We start from the raw sequence: 17,864 nt of genomic DNA, 5'->3' as shown, positions 1-17,864 counted from the left end.
GGGTGGACCGGGCGCGGGGGAATGGCGCGGCGTCGTCCCTGTCGGCGCGCCGGGGTGCAGGCATCCGGTCGACGATCCGGAGCGCGGCACGCGACCGTCGGCTGTCGGCCGGAGAAGCGGCATCCAGTCGGGCTTCGGGAGCGCTGCAGGTGCGCCCGGTCAGCCGCCCGTGCGTTCGAGCTGCACGACGATCGGGCGGTGATCGCTGCCCGAGCCGTCGAGGGTGCGCATGACGACAGACGCCGAGACCGTCCAGTCGGGGGTCGCCATGACGTGGTCGATCGGCGCGCCCAGGAGCGCGGGAGCGTTCGTGGGCCAGGTGCCTACGCCGCCGTTGCCGCTTTCGGATGCCGCGTCGTGGCAGCGCCCCAGCGTGCCGCCGTCGACCCCCATCCCGGTCATGTGATCAAGGGTCGCATTGAAGTCGCCCGCGAGGATCACGTTGTCTGTCGCGCACTGGTCGGCCAGCCACTGCAGGTCGCTGCGCCACTGCGTCATGTACTCCTCGCGTGGGGCGACCGCGTGGGCGGCGACGATGATCGGGCCGTCGCCCGACACGGGCATGGCCACGGCGCTCGGGACGGTCGAGGTGTTGCTCGAGCCGTCGAGCGAAGACTGGATGACGGAGTATTCGCCCAGTTCGGGCTTGATGAGCACGGTGGTCGAGGTGGCATCCCACCCGGTGATGCCGTACTCGCCGTACTCCGCGTGATGCGCCCACATCGGCTGGCCCATGTCGCGCATGAGCTCGGCGACCTCGGCACCCGTCTCGATCGTGGTCTCGGGGAGGGTCACGACGTCGGCCTGCATTCCCACCGCGAATTGCGCGATCGACTCGGCCGAGGTGGCCGAACCCGCGGTGTTCCACGTCATGATGCGCAGGCTCGACGCCGTCTTCGCGGGCAGATCCTCGGAGCCCAGGCCGCGCTGCGCGAGCAGCGAGACGTTGGCTCCGCCGGCGAGACCGAACACGATCGCGAGGACGAAGGCGAGGGCACGGATCGGACGGATCAGCGCGAAGAGCAGCATGAGCAGGGCCGCGGCCACGAAGGCGGCCGCCAGCGGCGCGCGGAACGAGATGATCTGCGCCAGGGGGAACGTGCGCTCGATGCCGAACGCCGAAGGCCACGTGAGCACCGCGGCACCCGCCGCGAAGGCGAGCGCGACCAGGAGACCGACCAGACGACGCACGCACCCGACGATAGGGGAGACGTCTGAGAGATCCACGGATGCCGCATGGGCGCCGCCTCTGCGAATGCGGGACGATACGCTCGACGGGTGCAGCGTGAACGGCGATTCGAGGGTCCGAGCGACCTGCACCTGCACTCCTCGCACTCCGACGGTACGGAGCCCCCCGCGCAGGTCATGGCGGCAGCCCACCGCCACGGGCTGCACACCGCGGCCCTGACCGACCACGACACCACGTCGGGTTGGGCTGAGGCCGCCGAGGCCGCGACGTCTCTCGGGATGACGTTCGTCCCCGGAATGGAACTGTCGGCCCGGCATCGGTGGCGCAGCGTCCATCTGCTGGCCTACCTCGTCGACCCCGACGACACAGATCTCCGGTCGATGACCGACCGCATCCGCTCCTCGCGGCTCGACCGGGCGCAGATCATGGCCGAGCGAATCTCCCACGACTACGACATCGCCTGGGACGACATCGTGGCCCAGACCACCGACGGCGCGACCGTGGGGCGTCCGCACATCGCCGACGCCCTCGTCGCGCGCGGCATCGTCGCCGATCGGACCGAGGCCTTCGCCGGCATCCTGCACCCCTCCGGCGACTACTACGTGGCGCTGTACGCGCCCGACCCCGTGACGGCGGTCGAACTCGTCGTGGCGGCGGGCGGCGTGCCGATCATCGCCCACCCTGCGGGACGATCTCTGCTTCCCGACAGTGTGCTGCACGCGATGCTCGACGCGGGCCTTGCGGGCTTCGAACTCGCTCACCGCGAGAACCTCCCCGAGCCCACGGCTCTGCTCGCCGATCTCGCCACCGACCGCGACCTGATCGTCACCGGCTCGAGCGACTATCACGGCCTCGGAAAACCGAACATCCCGGGCGAGAACACGACGGCCGACGACATGGTGGAGCGCATCTTCACCCGCGGACGCGGGACGTCGCCGGTCTTCCCGTAGGTGGCTGCCCCGCGGAGTGTGGGATGCCCGGGCGCGGATGGGTGCGCGCCGCGTGGGGATGCCCGGGCGTCGCGTGGGGCGAGGCCGGCGTCGTGTGGCGCGGACGGGCGCGCGTTGCGCGGCGCGGGCGCGCGTTGGGCGGCGCGGGCTGCGGATGTGGTGCGAGCAGGTGCCGGGGGCGGCGCGGGCGGGCGGGGCGTGGTGGGCCACGCATAAACGCTGTTGGCGCCGATAAACGCGAGGAGCGCGTGTTTATGCGCGTGGATCGCGTTTATGCGAGGGTGCGGAGACTGCGCGGCGGCACCGCGCACGTGGCTGTGCCGGACCGCACCGAGTGAACGACGCCGGGTGATGCCGGATGCCGCCATCTTCGCGAACGGCGCCGACCCCCGTGCGGGGATCGGCGCCGTCTCCGCCGAAGGCGCGTCAGGCGACGGGGGCCGTCGGCGTTCCCGAGCTTCCGCTGCCGCGACGACGACGGCGGCGACGGGGCGCCGCATTGCCGTCGTGGTGCTCCTTGCCGGCGCCGTCGTGCGTGCCGGCGCCACCCTCTTCGCGCGGGGCGGCGTCACCGGCGGGGGCAGCGCCCTCAGCCGACGACGATCCGCCGCGGCGGCGGCGACGCGGACCGCGGGTGCCCTCGGCATACTGGCCCTCGCTCTTCTTCTCAGCGCGAGGCGCGACGGCCTTGGGAGCCGTCACCAGGCGACCCTTCGTACCCTCGGGGATGTTCAGGTCGGTGTAGAGGTGCGGGCTCGACGAGTAGGTTTCGGTGGGTTCGGGCTGCCCGAAATCGAGGGCGCGGTTGATGAGCGCCCATTTGTGCAGGTCGTCCCAATCGACGAAGGTCACCGCGATGCCGGTCTTGCCGGCGCGGCCGGTGCGTCCCGCGCGGTGCAGGTAAGTCTTCTCGTCGTCGGGGATCGTGTGGTTGATCACGTGGGTGACGTCGTTGACGTCGATGCCGCGGGCGGCGACGTCGGTGGCGATCAGCACGTCCTTCTTGCCGGCCTTGAACGCGGCCATCGAGCGCTCTCGCGCCTCCTGGCTCATGTCGCCGTGGACGGCGGCGGCGTTGAAGCCGCGGTCGCCGAGCTCGTCGACGAGCTTCTGGGCGGCGCGCTTGGTGCGGGTGAAGATGACGGCCTTCTCGCGACCCTCCGACTGGAGGATGCGGGCGATGACCTCGTCCTTGTCGAGCGAGTGCGCGCGGTAGACGAGGTGCTTGATGTTCGCCTGCGTGAGGCCCTCGTCGGGGTCGTTGGCGCGCATGTGGATGGGGTTCGACATGAAGCGGCGGGCCAGCGCGACGATCGGGCCGGGCATGGTCGCCGAGAAGAGCTGTGTGTGACGCACCGGCGGGACCTTCGAGAAGATCTTCTCGATGTCGGCGAGGAAGCCGAGGTCGAGCATCTTGTCGGCCTCGTCGAGCACGACCTCGGTCGCGTTCGACAGGTCGAGCAGGCGCTGATTGGCGAGGTCGATGAGGCGACCGGGGGTTCCGACGACGATCTGCGCGCCGGCCTTGAGCTGGTCGATCTGGCCCTCGTACGCCTTGCCGCCGTAGATGGCGACGACGCTGGTGGGGCGGTTCGAGGTCAGCATGTCCATGTCTTCGTAGACCTGCACAGCGAGCTCGCGGGTGGGGACCACGATGAGGGCCTTCACGCCGGGCTCGGGGTTGGGGCCGAGACGCTGGACGACGGGGATGCCGAAGCCGAAGGTCTTTCCGGTACCCGTCTTGGCCTGGCCGATGATGTCCTGGCCGGGGAGGCCGAGGGGGATCGTCTGCTCCTGGATGGGGAAGGCGTCGATGATGCCCTTCGTCGCGAGGGCATCGACGATGTCCTGGTCGACGCCGAGATCGGCGAAAGTCGTCATGGTGCGTGCCTGTTCCGGCGGCGAGAGACCGCCTGGGGGAGTCGTATCCACGCCTCACTCGTCCACAGGCGCGGGGTCCCGATCCATCGCCGGGACTCGTCCACTCTACCCGGCGTGTTTCCGAAGCCCCCGACGCCTAGGCTGTCGTACGTGTTCGAGTGGTTCCGTCGCCGACAGCGCCCGGTGGGTCGTACGCTCCAGTTGCGCTCGCGCGGAGACCTCGGTGAGGCCATGCGCGTCGATTTCGCCGAGCTCGCCCCCGACGTCGAGACGTTCCTCGGTCAAGCCGCGTACCTGCAGCTCGGGTTCTTCGAGACGCTCAGCGAGCTGATCGCCCTGACACCCGAGCTCGCCGAGAAGGAGTCGCTCTCGCGCGCGGCGGGAGCGGCATTGATCAAGCACCAGGAGCTCGTCGCCCTGATCCGCGAGCGCGGGGCCGACCCGACGCAGCTCATGCTGCCGTTCCGCGAGTCGCTCGACGCCTTCCGCCGCAACACGCACGGCGTGCGCCCGCAGGAGACGATGCTCACCGTGCACATCACGGCGGGACTCCTTGACGACTTCTACCTCGCGCTCTCGTCGAGCTATGGCGACACCGGTCGCCGGGTGGCGCGCATCCTGCAGGCCGACGACGACCGTCAGGCGATCGTCGACATCCTCGGGGCCACGATCGAGAGCGACGAGGAGTGGCGCTGGCTGCTCGCTCTCTGGGGCCGCCGTCTCGTCGGCGACACCCTGCTCGTCGCGCGTGCGGCACTGCGCCACGGCCACCTCGATCGCGCCGACGAGGCCAAGGTCGAGCCGGTCTTCAGCGAACTGATGGGCGCTCACTCCAGGCGCATGGATGCCATGGGGCTCGCCGCGTAGCGAGCGTCATGGTCGCGCGGGTGATCGAGTCCCGTCGAGGAGAGCTCGCGAACCTGCGGGCGAGATCGCGGACGTCGGGTGACGGCATCCGACGATCTGTCGAGATCGATCAGACGCCCAGGCGCACCCGGTCGGCTTCGTCGCGCGCCAGACGTGACCGGGTGAGCAGTGACGCGAGGGCGAAGGTCGTGACGGCCGGGGCGAGGACGGCGACTATCCACAGGATCGGCGAGTCCGCTCCGAGACCGACCCAGGTGAGCGCGGTCCAGACGACGGCGGCCGCGGCCGCCCCCGCCAGAGGGGCGAGCGCGACACCGCGGAGGTGACGGTGCGGCAGCGCGAAATGCGCAACCAGGCCGATGACCGCGCCGATGACGAGTCCGAGCAGAATCTGCACGGGTCGGCCGTGTCAGGCGACGAAGCCGACGCGACGCGACTCTTCGGTGCCGAGTTCGACGAACGCGAGGTTGGCGGTCGGGACGAGGTAGGAGTTGCCTTTCACATCGGTGAACGAGACATGGCTGGCGGCGTTGTCGAGCGCAGCGGCGACAGCCGACTTGACGGCGTCCGAGCTCTCGTTCGTCTCGAAGTTCAGCTCGCGGCCGGTGTTGGTGATTCCGATGCGGATCTCCACGATGCGTCCTTTCCCCGCGGGCCGCGGTCGGCCCGGCGCGTGATTCGACTCTAGGGCAGGCTTCCGACACCGCAGTCCGCGGGAGGGGCCGCTTCGCGGACGGCGAACGCGTGGCGCATCGACGACCCGACCGGGTGCCGTCGCGGCGTCGCACCCGGCGATGTCGGAGGTCGCGATTAGCGTGGAGACATGCAGATCCCGGATGCCGTCGCCCTCGACGCATCTCCCTCCCGGGGAGGTGTCCTCGACGCCGAGCAGCGCGTCGTCGTCGACTGGCCCGCGACCGCGAGCGGTGTGGTAGTGGGGGCTCCGGGGTCGGGCAAGACGACCACTCTGCTCGCTCGAGTGCGGCAGCTGGTGGCATCCGGAGTCGATCCCGACGAGGTCCTGGTGCTCACTCCCACGCGGCCCGCGGCGACGGCTCTGCGCGATCCGCTCGCCCTCGCGGTCGAGCGGGCGACCTCGGGCGCTCTCGCGCGGTCGGTGGCCTCGTTCGCGTTCCAGATCGTCCGTGGCGCCGAGGTGCGGCGCGGATTCGAGCCTCCGCAGCTGCTCACCGGGGGCGACGAAGACCAGATCATCCGCGATCTGCTCGAGGGCGATGCCCTCGATGAGCTCGAGGGTGCGTCGCGCTGGCCCGCGTGGCTCGGGCCCGCCGTTCGCGCGACCCGCGGTTTCCGCGGCGACCTCCGGGCCTTCCTCGCGGAGTGCACCGACCTGGGCATCGCCTCCGACGACCTGATCGCGCTGGCGCAGAGGTTCGACCTGCCGGTCTGGGCGTCGGTCGCCTCGTTCGCCGACGAGTACCGCACCGTGCGCTCCGCGATGCGCGGCACGCACCGCGACGCGGCCGACCTCGCTCGAGAGGCCGTCGTCGTCCTCGATGACGCCCTGGTGGATCGCGGGCTTCTCGGGCGGTTCGCGACGCTGCGCTGCATCCTCGTCGACGACGCCCAGGAGCTCACCGCGGGCGGCATCGATCTGCTGCGCGCGTGTCGTGCGCTCGGTATCGGGGTGGTCGCGTTCGGTGATCCCGACGTGGGGTCGGGGGCGTTCCGAGGGGCGACGCCCGAGAATTTCGCCCGTCTCGCTCGCGAGCTCGGCACCACCGCCGCGCTCGGTGAGCCCCATCGCGGCACGCCGGAGCAGGTCGATCTCGTGCGCCGCGTGGTGACGAAAATCGGTGCGGCCGGGGTGGTCGCGCATCGCCGCGCTCCCTCGGGTGCCGCGCCTCAGGGCTCGGTGCGCACCTACCTGCTGCGGTCGCCCGCGGAAGAGGCCGACGCCATCGCGCGCCTGCTGCGCGAGCGACACGTTCTCGAGGGCGTGCCGTGGGGTTCGTGCGCCGTGATCGCGCACGACTCGAGGCAGGTCGCCACGCTCGAGGCCGAACTCGCTGCGCGAGAGGTGCCCGCGCGCGCGAGCGGCCCCGGCCTCGCCCTGGGCATGCAGCGCCCGGTCCGCGATCTCGTGGGGCTGGTCGAACTCGGTATGAAGGATCCCGCGGAGTGGATCGCCGACGAGGTGGTCGACGCTCTGCTCGGCACCTTCGGCGGGCTCGACCCGATCGAGCTGCGACGCCTGCGCACCGCGCTCCGGCACGAGGAGGTCGGCGCCGGCGGTACCCGCACGGCGACAGAACTCCTCGTGTCGGGGGTGCGCTTCCCGCTCGAACTCGAGGCCGTCGACACCCGTGAGGCCCGCCGCGCCGCTCGGCTGGGCGAGACCCTCGCCGCACTCCGCGCGCAGACGCGGGCGCACGCCACCCCGCACGAACTGCTCTGGACCGCGTGGGAGCGCAGCGGGTTATCGCGACCCTGGCGCGAGGCGGTGCGCGGACACGGCCCGATCGCCGAGCAGGCCGATCGCGACCTCGACGCGGTCGTCGCACTGTTCCACGCAGCGAAGCGGTTCACCGAGCGCGAGCCCGACGGTGAGGCCTCGGTCTTCCTGCGCGCCGTGCTCGACAGCGATGTCGCCGAAGACCGCATCGAGCAGCCCGCGGTGGTCGACACCGTCCGGGTGCTGACCCCCGCGGCCGCGGCCGGCACGGCGTTCGACACCGTCGTCATCGCCGGGGTGCAGGACGGCGTCTGGCCCAACACCCGCCTGCGCGGCGGGCTGCTCGAGACCTGGCGGCTCGCAGACGCGATGCAGAACCCCGATCTTCCCGCCGCGGGCATGCTCGATCGCCGCCGTGCGGCGATGCACGACGAGCTGCGGCTGTTCGTCCGCGCCCTCAGCCGGGCCGGCGCGCTGCTGGTGGTCACCGCGGTCGACGACGACGACACCGGTCCCAGTGTGCTGTTCGAGATGCTCCCGACGCCCGAGCCGGCGGCATCCATCCCCGAACATCCTCTGTCGCTCCGCGGTCTCGTGGCGCGGCATCGCCGCTCGCTCACGATCCCACGCGTCAGCCCTGCCGAGCGTGCGCACGCGGCGGGGCAGCTCGCTCTTCTCGCGGCGGCGGGCGTCGCGGGAGCCGCTCCCGAGCAGTGGTACGGCGTAGCGGCTCCCACCTCGTCGGCGCCGCTGCGGGATCTCTCGCGCGAAGACGTCCGCGTCTCGCCGTCGCGTCTGCATGCGCTCGAAGAGTGCGAACTGGACTGGGTCATCGCCGACCTCGGCGGCGACAGAGGCGGGACGACGGCGGGCATCGGCACGATCATCCACGCGGCGCTCGAGACGTCGGCATCGTCGTCCGAAGACGATCTGTGGGCCGTCGTCGACGAACGCTGGGGTGAGCTGGCGTTCGACGCCGTCTGGCGCGAGCGGGCCGAACGTACGCGAGCGCGCGAACTCGTCCGCCGGCTGGCCTCGTATCTCCGTCGTTTCGACGACGCGGGGGGACGCTTGATCGGTGCCGAGCGACACTTCGAGGTGCCGATCCCGATCCCGGATGCCGGCGAGCACGGCGCCGTGCTGAGCGGCGACATCGACCGCGTCGAGGTGACGCCCTCGGGCGAGGTCGTGATCGTCGACCTCAAGACGGGCAAGAGCGAACCGCAGACGGATGCCAAGGTCGCCGACAACCCGCAGCTCGCCGCGTACCAGCTCGCATTCTCGTCGGGGGCCATCGAGCAGGTCGCGGGGATGCCGTCGGGCGGCGCGAAGCTCCTCGTGCTCCGGCCCACGGCGGCGAAGAAGGACTACGCCGAACCGACGCAGAAGCCTTTCGACGACGCGCAGCGCGGGCAGTTCGTCGAGCGCGTGCAGCGGGCGGTCGAGGTGATGCGCGGCACGAGCTTCGCGGCGCCGTACGAGGTGCATTGCCGCGACGAGTTCTCGTACGGACTGTGCCGCATCCACACGGTGTCGGCGGTGAGCGCATCGTGAGCGCGGTCCTGTCGGCGGCGACGATCGCCGCCGCTCTCGGGCAGTTTCCGCCCACGGTCGAGCAGACCGCCGTGATCGAGGCGCCCCTGGCGCCTGCCCTCGTCGTCGCCGGCGCGGGCAGCGGCAAGACCGAGACCATGGCGGGTCGCGTCGTCTGGCTCGTCGCGAACGGACTGGTCCGACGCGACGAGGTGCTCGGGCTCACGTTCACGCGCAAAGCCGCGGGTGAGCTGGCCGAGCGGATCCAGCGCCGACTGCAGCGCCTGTCGGAGTTCGAGACGCGCGGGTTGGTGAGCGCTCTCCCGGCTCTGCACGAAGCCGGGCGCCTTGCGGTGTTCGCCGAGCTGGCGCAGCTCGAGGGAGCGCGCGCAGACGCCGCGCGCCGCGAGGTTCTCGACGCCCTCGCCGCCGAGGTCGGCAGCGTCGACGACGATCTCGATGACGGCGACCAGCTGCTGCATCGGCCCACCGTGTCGACGTACAACAGCTTCGCCGATGCGATCGTGCGCGAGCACGGTCTGCGCATCGGTCGCGACTCCGAGGCCGCCGTGCTCTCTGAATCGGCGGCCTGGCTGCTCATGCGCCGCGTGGTGTTCGCCTCCGACGACCCGCGACTCGAGGAACGGCAGGAGTCGCCTCGTACGATCATCGATGCGGCCCTGCGCATCGCGCGCGACGGGGTCGACAACCTCGTCGATCTCGACGAGCTGGCGGCGTTCCCCGACGAGTTCGGCCGCATCGTCGATCGTCCGTCGACCTCGGCGCGCGTCACCGTCTACAAAGAGGTCGCTGAGGCCGCGTCGCGCGTGTCGGCGCTCTCCCTGCTCGCTCGCCTCGCCGCCGACTACGACCGTGAGAAAGCGCGCCTGGGCGTGATGGACTTCGCGGATCAGGTGGCCGGTGCCCTGCGCATCGCGCAGGAGCATCCCGCGGTCGTCGAAGAACTTCGGGGGCGCTACCGCGTCGTGCTGCTCGACGAGTACCAGGACACCTCGGTCGTCCAGACCGACCTGTTGGCCACGCTCTTCGGGGGTACCGGTGTCATGGCCGTCGGCGACCCGCACCAGGCGATCTACGCGTGGCGCGGCGCCAGCGCGGGAAACCTGGGCGGCTTCCCCGCGGCCTTCGCCGGCGACGGCGGATGCCGGCGCTTCGCGCTTCTCACCAGCTGGCGCAACAGCGCCCGGGTGCTCGACGCAGCCAATGCCGTGCTGGCGCCCCTCGCTCGTCGTGCGGCCGTGGCCGTCGAAGAGCTGCGCGCGCGTCCCGGGGCTCCGGACGGCGTCGTCGAGATCGCCTTCGAGAACGACCTCGATGCCGAGGCCGACCGCATCGCGTCATGGTTCGTCGGCGTCCGCGCGGCCCGCGCCGCAGAGGGACGCGCGACGACCGGCGCCGTGCTCTTCCGCAGCAAGAAGCACATGGTGCGTTTCGGCGATGCCCTCGGACGGCGAGGCATCCCGCATCGCATCCTCGGGCTCGGCGGTCTGCTGACGACCCCCGAAGTCGTCGACGTGGTGTCGGTGCTGCGGGTTCTCAGCGACCCCGAGGCGGGGTCGGCGCTGATCCGGCTGTTGTCCGGCCCGCGGTGGGCCGTGGGGCTCGCCGATCTGCGCGCCCTCGCGCAGCTCGCGCGGCGATTGGCCACTCACGACGTCGGCCTGCGGCCGCTGGCCCCCGAGGTCGTGGACCGCCTGCGCTCGACACCGGGCGCCGATCGCGCGTCACTGGTCGACGCTCTCGATTTCGTCACCCGCCAGACCGACGGACACGGGTGGCTCACCGACATCACCCCCGAGGGGCGCGCTCGTCTCCGCGAAGCCGGGGCGGTCTTCGCCGCGCTCCGCCGGAGTGTCGGGGCTCCGATCCCGGAGCTCATCCGACTGATCGAGGCCGAGCTGCGTCTCGACATCGAACTCGCCGCGAACGAAGCCCGCGGTCCCGCCCGCATCGCTTCGGCGCAGTTGCGTGCTTTCGTCGACGAGATCCGCGGGTTCCTGGCGGCCGACGAATCGGGCTCCGTCACCAGTCTGTTGGCGTGGCTCGATCATGCCGAACGGGCCGACGAGTTCGCCCCGCGCACCGAGCCGCCGGAAGACGACGTCGTGCAACTGCTCACCATCCACGGCTCGAAGGGCTTGGAGTGGGATGCCGTGGCCGTCGTGCGACTCGTGACCGACGAGCTGCCGTCGCTGCCGCGTGACACGAAGGGGTGGTTGGGTTTCGGCATCCTCCCCGCGGAGTTCCGAGGCGATTCCGCGTGGCTCCCGGTGCTCGGGTGGCGTGGGGCCGAGACGCAGCAGGATCTCAAGGCGGCGATCGATGCGTTCGTCGTCGACAACCGGGCTCGGCAGCTCGATGAGGACCGGCGTCTCGCCTACGTGGCGTTCACGCGGGCGCGGGACCATCTCATGCTCTCGGGGTCGAGCTGGTCGGGCACGAAGCGCCCTCGTCGGCCCAGTGTGTTCCTGGACGAGGCCGCCGAGGCGCTCGGCATCGAGCTGACCGTCGACGAGGCGGGGGAGGACCCGTACGACGGTGAGCGGCGCCTGCTGCACTGGCCGCTCGACCCGCTCGGGGCGAGACGCACCGCGATCTCAGCAGCCGTCAGCGCCGTCACCGCTGCGCGCGCGGGTACTCCAGCCCATGCCGACGACGATCTCGAGCTCCTGCTCGCGGAGCGCTCGGACCGGCTTCGGCCCGTGCACACGCCCGCCCCGACACGGATCCCGGCGTCGCGGTTCAAAGACTTCGTCGCCGACTACGGCCGCGCGGTCGAAGACCTCCATCGGCCTCTGCCAGAGCGGCCGTACCGGCAGACCCGCCTCGGAACGCTCTTCCACGCGTGGGTCGAGCAGCGCTCCGGGCTGGTCGGCGCGGGTGTCGGGCTCGACGACGACGGCCTATGGGACGACGACGAGGCGGGAGCTTCCGCATCCGACGCGGCCGAACTGCAGCGGCTGCGGGAGTGCTTCGAACGCTCGGAATGGGCGGGGCTGCAACCCCTCGAGGTCGAGACCGAGATCGATTTCGTCACGACGCGCCTCGACGGTCGTGCGCACGTCGTCATCTGCAAGCTGGATGCCGTGTACCGCCGCGGCGAGAGGTACGAGATCGTCGACTGGAAGACGGGTCGCCCGCCCACCAGCGAGCCCGAGCGTCGCTCACGCATGCTGCAGCTCGAGCTCTATCGCGAGGCGTATCACGCGAAGCACGGCATCGACCTCGACCAGATCGACGTCGCCCTCTTCTACGTCGGCGACGAATTGGTGCTGCGGAGCTGACGGCTCGGCCTCTCACCGGCTCGGCGGCTCGCGGCGGTTAGCGCGCGACGTCGACGAAACGGAAGTGAGCGCGGTACTCGTTCGGGCTGTCGGTCGGGTCGACTTTGACGGTGGAGAACGCCACGCCGTGCAGAGTGAACCGCCCCTGATCGAGTTCGTCGAAGCCCTCCGCTTCGAAGACCGGCCCTTCCTTGATGTCGTTCCGGTGGGAAGCGTCCGGCCAGGTTCGTCGGACATCGAGATCGACGAAGTCCACGTGGCAATCACCGATCAGCGTCGGTCGGACGAGCCGCTTCCGCCACCACGGGCCGTCCACCTCGTACGCGTGGAAGGGGCGCACGGACAGGTAGCCGACGAGCTCGCGTGGACGCTCCGGCAGGCGGAGCTTGTACAGGCCCGCCTCGACACCCGCGGGCAGGGGCGGGGGAGCCTCTTTGGATGGCCGGAACAGCATGTGCACAGGCTATCGCGTGTGGTCCGTCGAGCTCCGGCCTCGCACGCCCCGCCTCGCGCCGCACGCCGGTGAGCGGCGCACCGGTGCCCGGGCCGGCTCTTCACCGCGGAGGGGGCGGGATGAGGGGTTCGGGGTAGCGGGCCGCGCCGGCAAAGGCGGATGCCGCGACGAACCCGAGGGAGCGGCGACGGCGAAGCCGTGATGCTCGTCAGGACCCGTCGCCGGAGACACCCCAGCGACGCAGCGCGGCGCGGCTCGCGCGAGCGGCGTCCTCTTCGTCGTCGATAGGCGCGGCGGGATCGGAGTCGCCCGGGGTGTCGGATCCCGTCGCGTCGTCACCCGAGGAGCCTTCTTCGCGCACGGCCGTCCCGGAAGGGTCAGCCGACACGGCAGAGCGGGACCACAGCGAGGTCGCGTCGGTGTCGCCGCTCAACGCGGGACCCTGGCCACGATCCTTCTGGGCCTCGGGAGTCGTGCCGGACCACCCGTCGAGGTCGAGGGGCTCGGTCTCGCCCGGCTCCACGCTGTCGGGTACGGGCAGTCGGTCGACGTGGATCGCGCCGCTGTCGGCATCCGATTCCTTCGCGTTCGCGAGGGCTTCAGCCAGTGCCTCGGCAGCCATGACGCGGTCGCGCTCCGCGGACAGGTACAACGACAGCGCTTCGGGATCGTAGGCGTCGGTCTGCATCGAGGTGTCGACGGCGGCCGGGGCCGAGACCGGGGGGACGCTTTCGACGAGGGCCATCGCGTCGTCGATGTCGCTACGCGAGTCCGGCACGATGTGGTCCCCGCGCACTCCGTCGGCCAGGGCATCGAGCAGGGCGACGGCATCGGCGACGACGTCGGTCTCGCCGGCGTCGTGACCGTGCACGAGCCAGCGGGCGAACTCGAGCTCCGCGTAGAGCCGGGCGCGCTCGCGCAGCAGTGGATCGGGGGAGCGATCGCCGGCGGCGGCGTATCCGGCGTGGACGTCGTCGGCGGCGAGGGGGGCGGATGCCAGCCAGCGCAGGTCGACGGCAGGGTCGCCGACGCTCAGGCCGGCCCAGTCCAGGATGCCGACCACGTGAGGGATCTCGTCGGCGTCGTCGGCGAGCAGGATCGACGAACTCGTCGCACCGCCCAGGACGACCGCCGATTCGAAGCGCCACAGCTCGTCGACGTCGAGGGCGCGGCGCCAGCGCAGCATGAGGTCGTCGCTGACGCGGCCGGTGGCGTCCGCGCGGTCGAGAAGTCGTTTGACGTCGTCGCGAACCTGATCGGGCGAGCGCACCGGCAGTCCGTCGGTCCGGACGATCGACACGGGAAGGGCGTGCACAGCGGCCAGTGCGCCGCCGATCGCCGGGGCGTACCCGGGACCTTTGGGCAGGTGGGCCGGGTCGATGCGGTATCCCTCGATGCGGTCGACGATGAGCACACGCTGCGCCCCGGAACCGCTCTCGCCGATCACCTCCGGCACGGCGAAAGGGAGGAGCGCTCGAACGCCCGCCGTCAGCGCGTGCAGCGCGCGGGACTCCGCGGCGAGGTCGGGAGCACCCTCTTCGCCGGCGGGCATGCGGATGACGACCTCGCGTCCGTCGGCGGTGCGGGCCAGCGCGGCGTCGAAGCGCCCGGCGGCGTTCTCGGTCAGGGCGCTGACGTTCGAGAAGGCTGCGCCGGGCAGGGCCGTTGTCGCCGACGCGGCTAAAATGAGGGGCGAGCGTGCCATGCCCCCAGGGTAGGTCGGGCCTTCCTCCACCGGCTCGCGCCACGCCCTTCACCGAGCAGGTCGGGCCGCCGACCGCCACCCGCACCACCGTCAGAGAGGTGTTCGATGCCGCGTTCCGCGTCTTCGCCATCCGAGGTCCCGTTGACCGTCGACCGCGCGGGCGGTGAACGCGGCGACGAGACATTGCTCGAGCGCGTCTTGTCGGAGCCCCGCACCGTGGTCCTCGCCATCCGTCGAGATGTCGCACCCCTCAGAGACGGCCGCCTCGTCCTCGTTTCTCGCGCGCGGATCGCCGACGACCACGTCCAGGAGTGGGCGTTCCTCGGTCGCACCCCCGAGCACACCGCGGTCGTCCTCGCGGCCCTCGCCGACGACGCCCCCGACGACCTCGTCCCGGATGCCGACGGGGTGCCGCTTCGCGCGGCCGGAGGCGATCTGCCCGACGGCGAAGCCGAACTGCTCACCACCGCCGTCGCCTTGGCGGGGTGGTTGCGCGATGCCGCTTTCTGTCCCGCGTGCGGCTCGGCGACGGAGGTGCGCCATGCCGGTTGGTCGCGCCACTGCCCCGTCTGCGGGCGGCAGCACTTCCCGCGCACCGACCCTGCGGTGATCGTGCTCGTGACCTCCGCAACGAGCGATGACCGAATCCTGCTCGGCGCCAACGCCGCGTGGGGCGGCGACCGATACTCGTGTTTCGCCGGGTTCGCCGAGGCCGGGGAGTCGCTCGAAGATGCCGTCGCTCGCGAGGTCGGCGAAGAAGCCGGGGTGCGTCTGCGCGACATCGCGTATCGCGGCTCGCAGGCGTGGCCGTATCCGCGGTCTCTCATGCTGGGTTTCCGCGCGGCGGTCGTCGACGACCACGAGGCGCAGGCCGACGGTGAGGAGATCGTCGAGGTGCGCTGGTTCAACCGCGACGAGATCGGCGCCGCTCTCCGCGGCGAGGGCTCAGCGATGCTTCCGGGCCCGGCATCCATCGCCCGTCGTCTGATCGACGACTGGTACCGGGGTGTCGCGTGACCGCGCCCCTCGAGGGACTCGACGAGCACCAGCTGGAGGCCGCGCGCGCCCTCCGCGGTCCCGTCTGCGTGCTCGCGGGTGCGGGTACGGGCAAGACGCGTGTGATCACACGTCGCATCGCGCACGGCGTCGACACGGGCGCCTATTCGCCGCAGCGCGTGATGGCGGTGACATTCACCGCCAAGGCCGCGGGGGAGATGCGCGGACGTCTGCGCGCCCTCGGCGTCGCGGGGGTCTCCGCCCGCACCTTCCACGCCGCCGCTCTCGCGCAGGTCAACTTCTTCTGGCCGACGCTCGCCGGTGACCAAGCCCCGTCGATCATCGACAACAAGGTGCGCATGCTCGCCCACGCGGCCGACGGCGTGGGGCTCGCCCCCGACACGGCGACCCTGCGCGACGTGGCGTCGGCGATCGAGTGGCGCAAGGTGACGCTCCGTTCGATCGAGCAATACGCGGCGGATCGCCCCGAGGGTGTCGGTCGTCTGAGCGTCGACCAGGTCGTCGCCCTGCAGCGCGCGTACGAGAAGCTCAAGGACGAGCGTCGGCAGATGGACTTCGAAGACGTCCTGCTGACCTGCGCCGGCATGATCGAGGCCGAGCCGCGGGTCGCCGCGGCCGTGCGCGAGCAGTACCGGCATTTCACCGTCGACGAATACCAGGACGTCTCGCCTCTCCAGAACCGCCTGCTCGAGCTCTGGCTGGGCGATCGCCGCGACCTGTGCGTGGTCGGCGACGCGAGCCAGACGGTCTACTCGTTCACCGGCGCCGACGCGCGCTACCTGCTCGACTTCGAGCGCACGCACGAGGACGCGCGCGTCGTTCGTCTGGAGCGCAACTACCGCTCCACGGCTCCCGTCCTCGCTGTCGCCAACGATCTCATGCGCGGCCGAGCCGGGGCGCTCGAACTCGTGGCGGCGAGCGATGACGACACGCCGATACCGACCGTGCGCGCTTTCGACGACGACGAAGAAGAGGCTGCCGCGGTCGCCCGCTCGATCCGCGACGCGCTTTCGCGCGGCGTCGATCCTCACGACATCGCGGTGCTCTATCGCTCGCATGCGCAGTCGGCTGGTCTGATCTCGGCGCTCGCCTCGGTCGGAGTCGCAGCGTCCGTCTTGGGGGGCCGCAAGTTCTTCGATCTCCCCGAGGTGCGACAGGCGCTCATGGCGCTTCGCGCGGCGTCGGTGGCGCCGCTCGAGACCGGGTTCCTTCCGACCGTCCGCGACGTGCTCCGCAGTGTCGGGCTCACCGACGACCCTCCCGAGGCGGGCGGTGCGCTGCGCGAAGCGTGGGAAGCGCGAGCCGCCATCCTGCGCTTGGCGGAAGAAGCGCCCGCGGGCACCGACCTGCGCGCCTTCACCGACGACCTGCAGGCACGCGCGCGCGATCAGCACGAGCCGACGACGCGCACGGTGACGCTCGCGACGCTGCACGCGGCGAAGGGGCTGGAGTGGGATCACGTGTACCTCGTGGGATTCAGCGAAGGGCTGCTGCCGATCTCGTACGCGAAGACGTTCGAGGCGGTCGACGAAGAGCGTCGCCTGGCATACGTGGGCGTCACGCGGGCCGCGCGAACCCTGTCGGTGAGCTGGGCGCGGGGTCGAGGACGGATGGAGCGGTCTCCATCGCGCTTTCTTCGAGAGATCGGCAGCGGCAGTCTGCGCTCGGCCGATGCAGCGCCCAGGCCCGCCGGAACGAGTCGGCGCGCAGGCGCAGCGATCGCGTCGTCTGGCCGATCGGAGCGCTGAGCAGAAACCGCGCCGCGCGTCCGGCCTCGGCCGCCAGCGCCACGTCGACCTCGGGGCGCGGTCGGCCCACCAGCTGCGCGGCGACCGTCGCCCAGTCCGGGTCGTCGCGCCGCTGATCCGCGTCGAGGCACGCGAGGCACGCCGTCCGTCCCGGCACGACCACCGGTCCGATCCGGGCGCTCGACCCGTCGAGCACGAGCGGGGCGTGTGTCACGTCATCGCGGACGAGCGGCGCTGCCCGTCGCGGATCGACGCGGTGCGCGGCCAGCAGGACCACTCGCGTGCCCGGGGCGACGCTCTCGGTGGCCGCCCCCGCCCAGGGAAGGACCCGGGTGCGCGGAGGCAATGCCGCCAGCACGGCGCGAGCCGCGCGCGGGGGCAGGTCGTCGTCGACTTGAAGAGCGAGGGGCGGATGCCGGGCCCTGCGCGCCAACGCCGGGGCCACTGCCGCGAGCAGTTCGTCGGCCTCCCCGTCCTCGGCCCCGTGCACACGGGCGAGGCCCCGGACCGCGGTGGGGTTCGTGCCCTCCGCGAGCGCGGCGACGACAACGTCGACCCGTGAACCGGTGAAGGGCGAGACGGCCACCGCGGGGGCGCCGAACTGCACGCTCCCGTCGGGACGCCAGAGTGGGGGAGCGGCAGAGTCGAGACGGATCATCGCCCGATCATCGCGTCGCGCAAGATCGCAGGGGCCGCTGTCCCCAGGGCGAAAACAGAGAAACGCCCGTGGGGAGGAGCCTCATCCTCCCCGCGGGCGTCACCACGACACGGGCGTCACTCCACACAGGCCTGACCACAC

12 protein-coding genes are annotated in these 17,864 nt (G+C 71.4%); 6 read left to right on the top strand and 6 right to left on the bottom strand.

Translation table 11 applies throughout. From position 1 onward, the window contains the following. Positions 1-159 precede the first annotated feature (159 nt). Positions 160-1,191, bottom strand: a complete 1,032-nt coding sequence (locus tag MTE01_RS10320; protein ID WP_103210887.1) for an endonuclease/exonuclease/phosphatase family protein — start codon at positions 1,189-1,191, stop codon at positions 160-162. Positions 1,192-1,278: 87 nt separating this feature from the next. Here MTE01_RS10320 and MTE01_RS10315 point away from each other — a divergent pair, with 87 nt between their 5' ends. Further along, entirely contained in the window at positions 1,279-2,139 is an 861-nt protein-coding gene (locus MTE01_RS10315; protein WP_246078216.1) for a PHP domain-containing protein, read from the top strand. Between the two features lie 426 nt (positions 2,140-2,565). On the opposite strand, the gene MTE01_RS10310 is transcribed toward MTE01_RS10315, so the two are convergent. Then, positions 2,566-4,020 (bottom strand): DEAD/DEAH box helicase, encoded by a 1,455-nt coding sequence (locus MTE01_RS10310; RefSeq protein ID WP_141377340.1) that lies wholly within the window; start codon positions 4,018-4,020, stop codon positions 2,566-2,568. Between the two features lie 150 nt (positions 4,021-4,170). Here MTE01_RS10310 and MTE01_RS10305 point away from each other — a divergent pair, with 150 nt between their 5' ends. After that, positions 4,171-4,887: a ferritin-like fold-containing protein gene (locus MTE01_RS10305; protein ID WP_116240006.1), complete on the top strand. Its 717-nt coding sequence runs from the start codon at positions 4,171-4,173 to the stop codon at positions 4,885-4,887. Positions 4,888-4,996: 109 nt separating this feature from the next. Here the strand turns inward: MTE01_RS10305 and MTE01_RS10300 are convergent, their stop codons facing one another. Together MTE01_RS10300 and MTE01_RS10295 are read right to left on the bottom strand one after the other, a co-directional pair. Beyond that, a complete protein-coding gene (locus MTE01_RS10300; RefSeq protein WP_103210883.1) occupies positions 4,997-5,284 on the bottom strand; it encodes a hypothetical protein in 288 nt (95 codons plus the stop codon). 12 nt (positions 5,285-5,296) lie between these two features. Further along, a complete protein-coding gene (locus MTE01_RS10295) occupies positions 5,297-5,521 on the bottom strand; it encodes a DUF3107 domain-containing protein (protein WP_103210882.1) in 225 nt (74 codons plus the stop codon). A gap of 189 nt (positions 5,522-5,710) precedes the next feature. On the opposite strand from MTE01_RS10295, the gene MTE01_RS10290 reads away from it, so the two are divergent. Together MTE01_RS10290 and MTE01_RS10285 are read left to right on the top strand one after the other, a co-directional pair. Then, the gene (locus tag MTE01_RS10290) at positions 5,711-8,857 is read left to right on the top strand and encodes an ATP-dependent helicase (protein WP_141377338.1); all 3,147 of its coding nucleotides are present in this window, start codon (positions 5,711-5,713) and stop codon (positions 8,855-8,857) included. Beyond that, positions 8,851-12,141 (top strand): ATP-dependent helicase, encoded by a 3,291-nt coding sequence (locus MTE01_RS10285; protein WP_141377442.1) that lies wholly within the window; start codon positions 8,851-8,853, stop codon positions 12,139-12,141. The genes MTE01_RS10290 and MTE01_RS10285 overlap by 7 nt, the downstream gene beginning before the upstream one ends. 37 nt (positions 12,142-12,178) lie before the next feature. On the opposite strand, the gene MTE01_RS10280 is transcribed toward MTE01_RS10285, so the two are convergent. Together MTE01_RS10280 and MTE01_RS10275 are read right to left on the bottom strand one after the other, a co-directional pair. Beyond that, complete coding sequence (locus MTE01_RS10280) at positions 12,179-12,595, bottom strand: hypothetical protein (RefSeq protein WP_141377336.1); 417 nt, start codon at positions 12,593-12,595, stop codon at positions 12,179-12,181. 208 nt (positions 12,596-12,803) lie between these two features. Then, complete coding sequence (locus tag MTE01_RS10275; RefSeq protein ID WP_141377334.1) at positions 12,804-14,300, bottom strand: phosphotransferase; 1,497 nt, start codon at positions 14,298-14,300, stop codon at positions 12,804-12,806. Between the two features lie 105 nt (positions 14,301-14,405). On the opposite strand from MTE01_RS10275, the gene nudC reads away from it, so the two are divergent. Next, on the top strand, positions 14,406-15,317 hold the full coding sequence (gene nudC / locus MTE01_RS10270) for an NAD(+) diphosphatase (RefSeq protein ID WP_141377332.1): 912 nt from the start codon (positions 14,406-14,408) through the stop codon (positions 15,315-15,317). Next, entirely contained in the window at positions 15,314-17,065 is a 1,752-nt protein-coding gene (locus MTE01_RS10265) for an ATP-dependent helicase (protein WP_141377330.1), read from the top strand. The genes nudC and MTE01_RS10265 overlap by 4 nt, the downstream gene beginning before the upstream one ends. The last annotated feature ends 799 nt before the right edge of the window (positions 17,066-17,864 follow it).

It is taken from the genome of Microbacterium testaceum, from assembly GCF_006539145.1.
GTDB lineage: Bacteria > Actinomycetota > Actinomycetes > Actinomycetales > Microbacteriaceae > Microbacterium > Microbacterium testaceum.
Note: the sequence above shows the minus strand (reverse complement) of the source record. Positions and strands in the feature narration are given on the sequence as shown.

Coding starts and splice junctions, on each gene's coding strand:
- MTE01_RS10310 (WP_141377340.1), bottom strand. CDS start 4,020: ATGACGACTTTCGCCGATCTCGGCGTCGACCAGGACATCGTCGATGCC.
- MTE01_RS10290 (WP_141377338.1), top strand. CDS start 5,711: ATGCAGATCCCGGATGCCGTCGCCCTCGACGCATCTCCCTCCCGGGGA.
- MTE01_RS10280 (WP_141377336.1), bottom strand. CDS start 12,595: ATGCTGTTCCGGCCATCCAAAGAGGCTCCCCCGCCCCTGCCCGCGGGT.
- MTE01_RS10275 (WP_141377334.1), bottom strand. CDS start 14,300: ATGGCACGCTCGCCCCTCATTTTAGCCGCGTCGGCGACAACGGCCCTG.
- nudC (WP_141377332.1), top strand. CDS start 14,406: ATGCCGCGTTCCGCGTCTTCGCCATCCGAGGTCCCGTTGACCGTCGAC.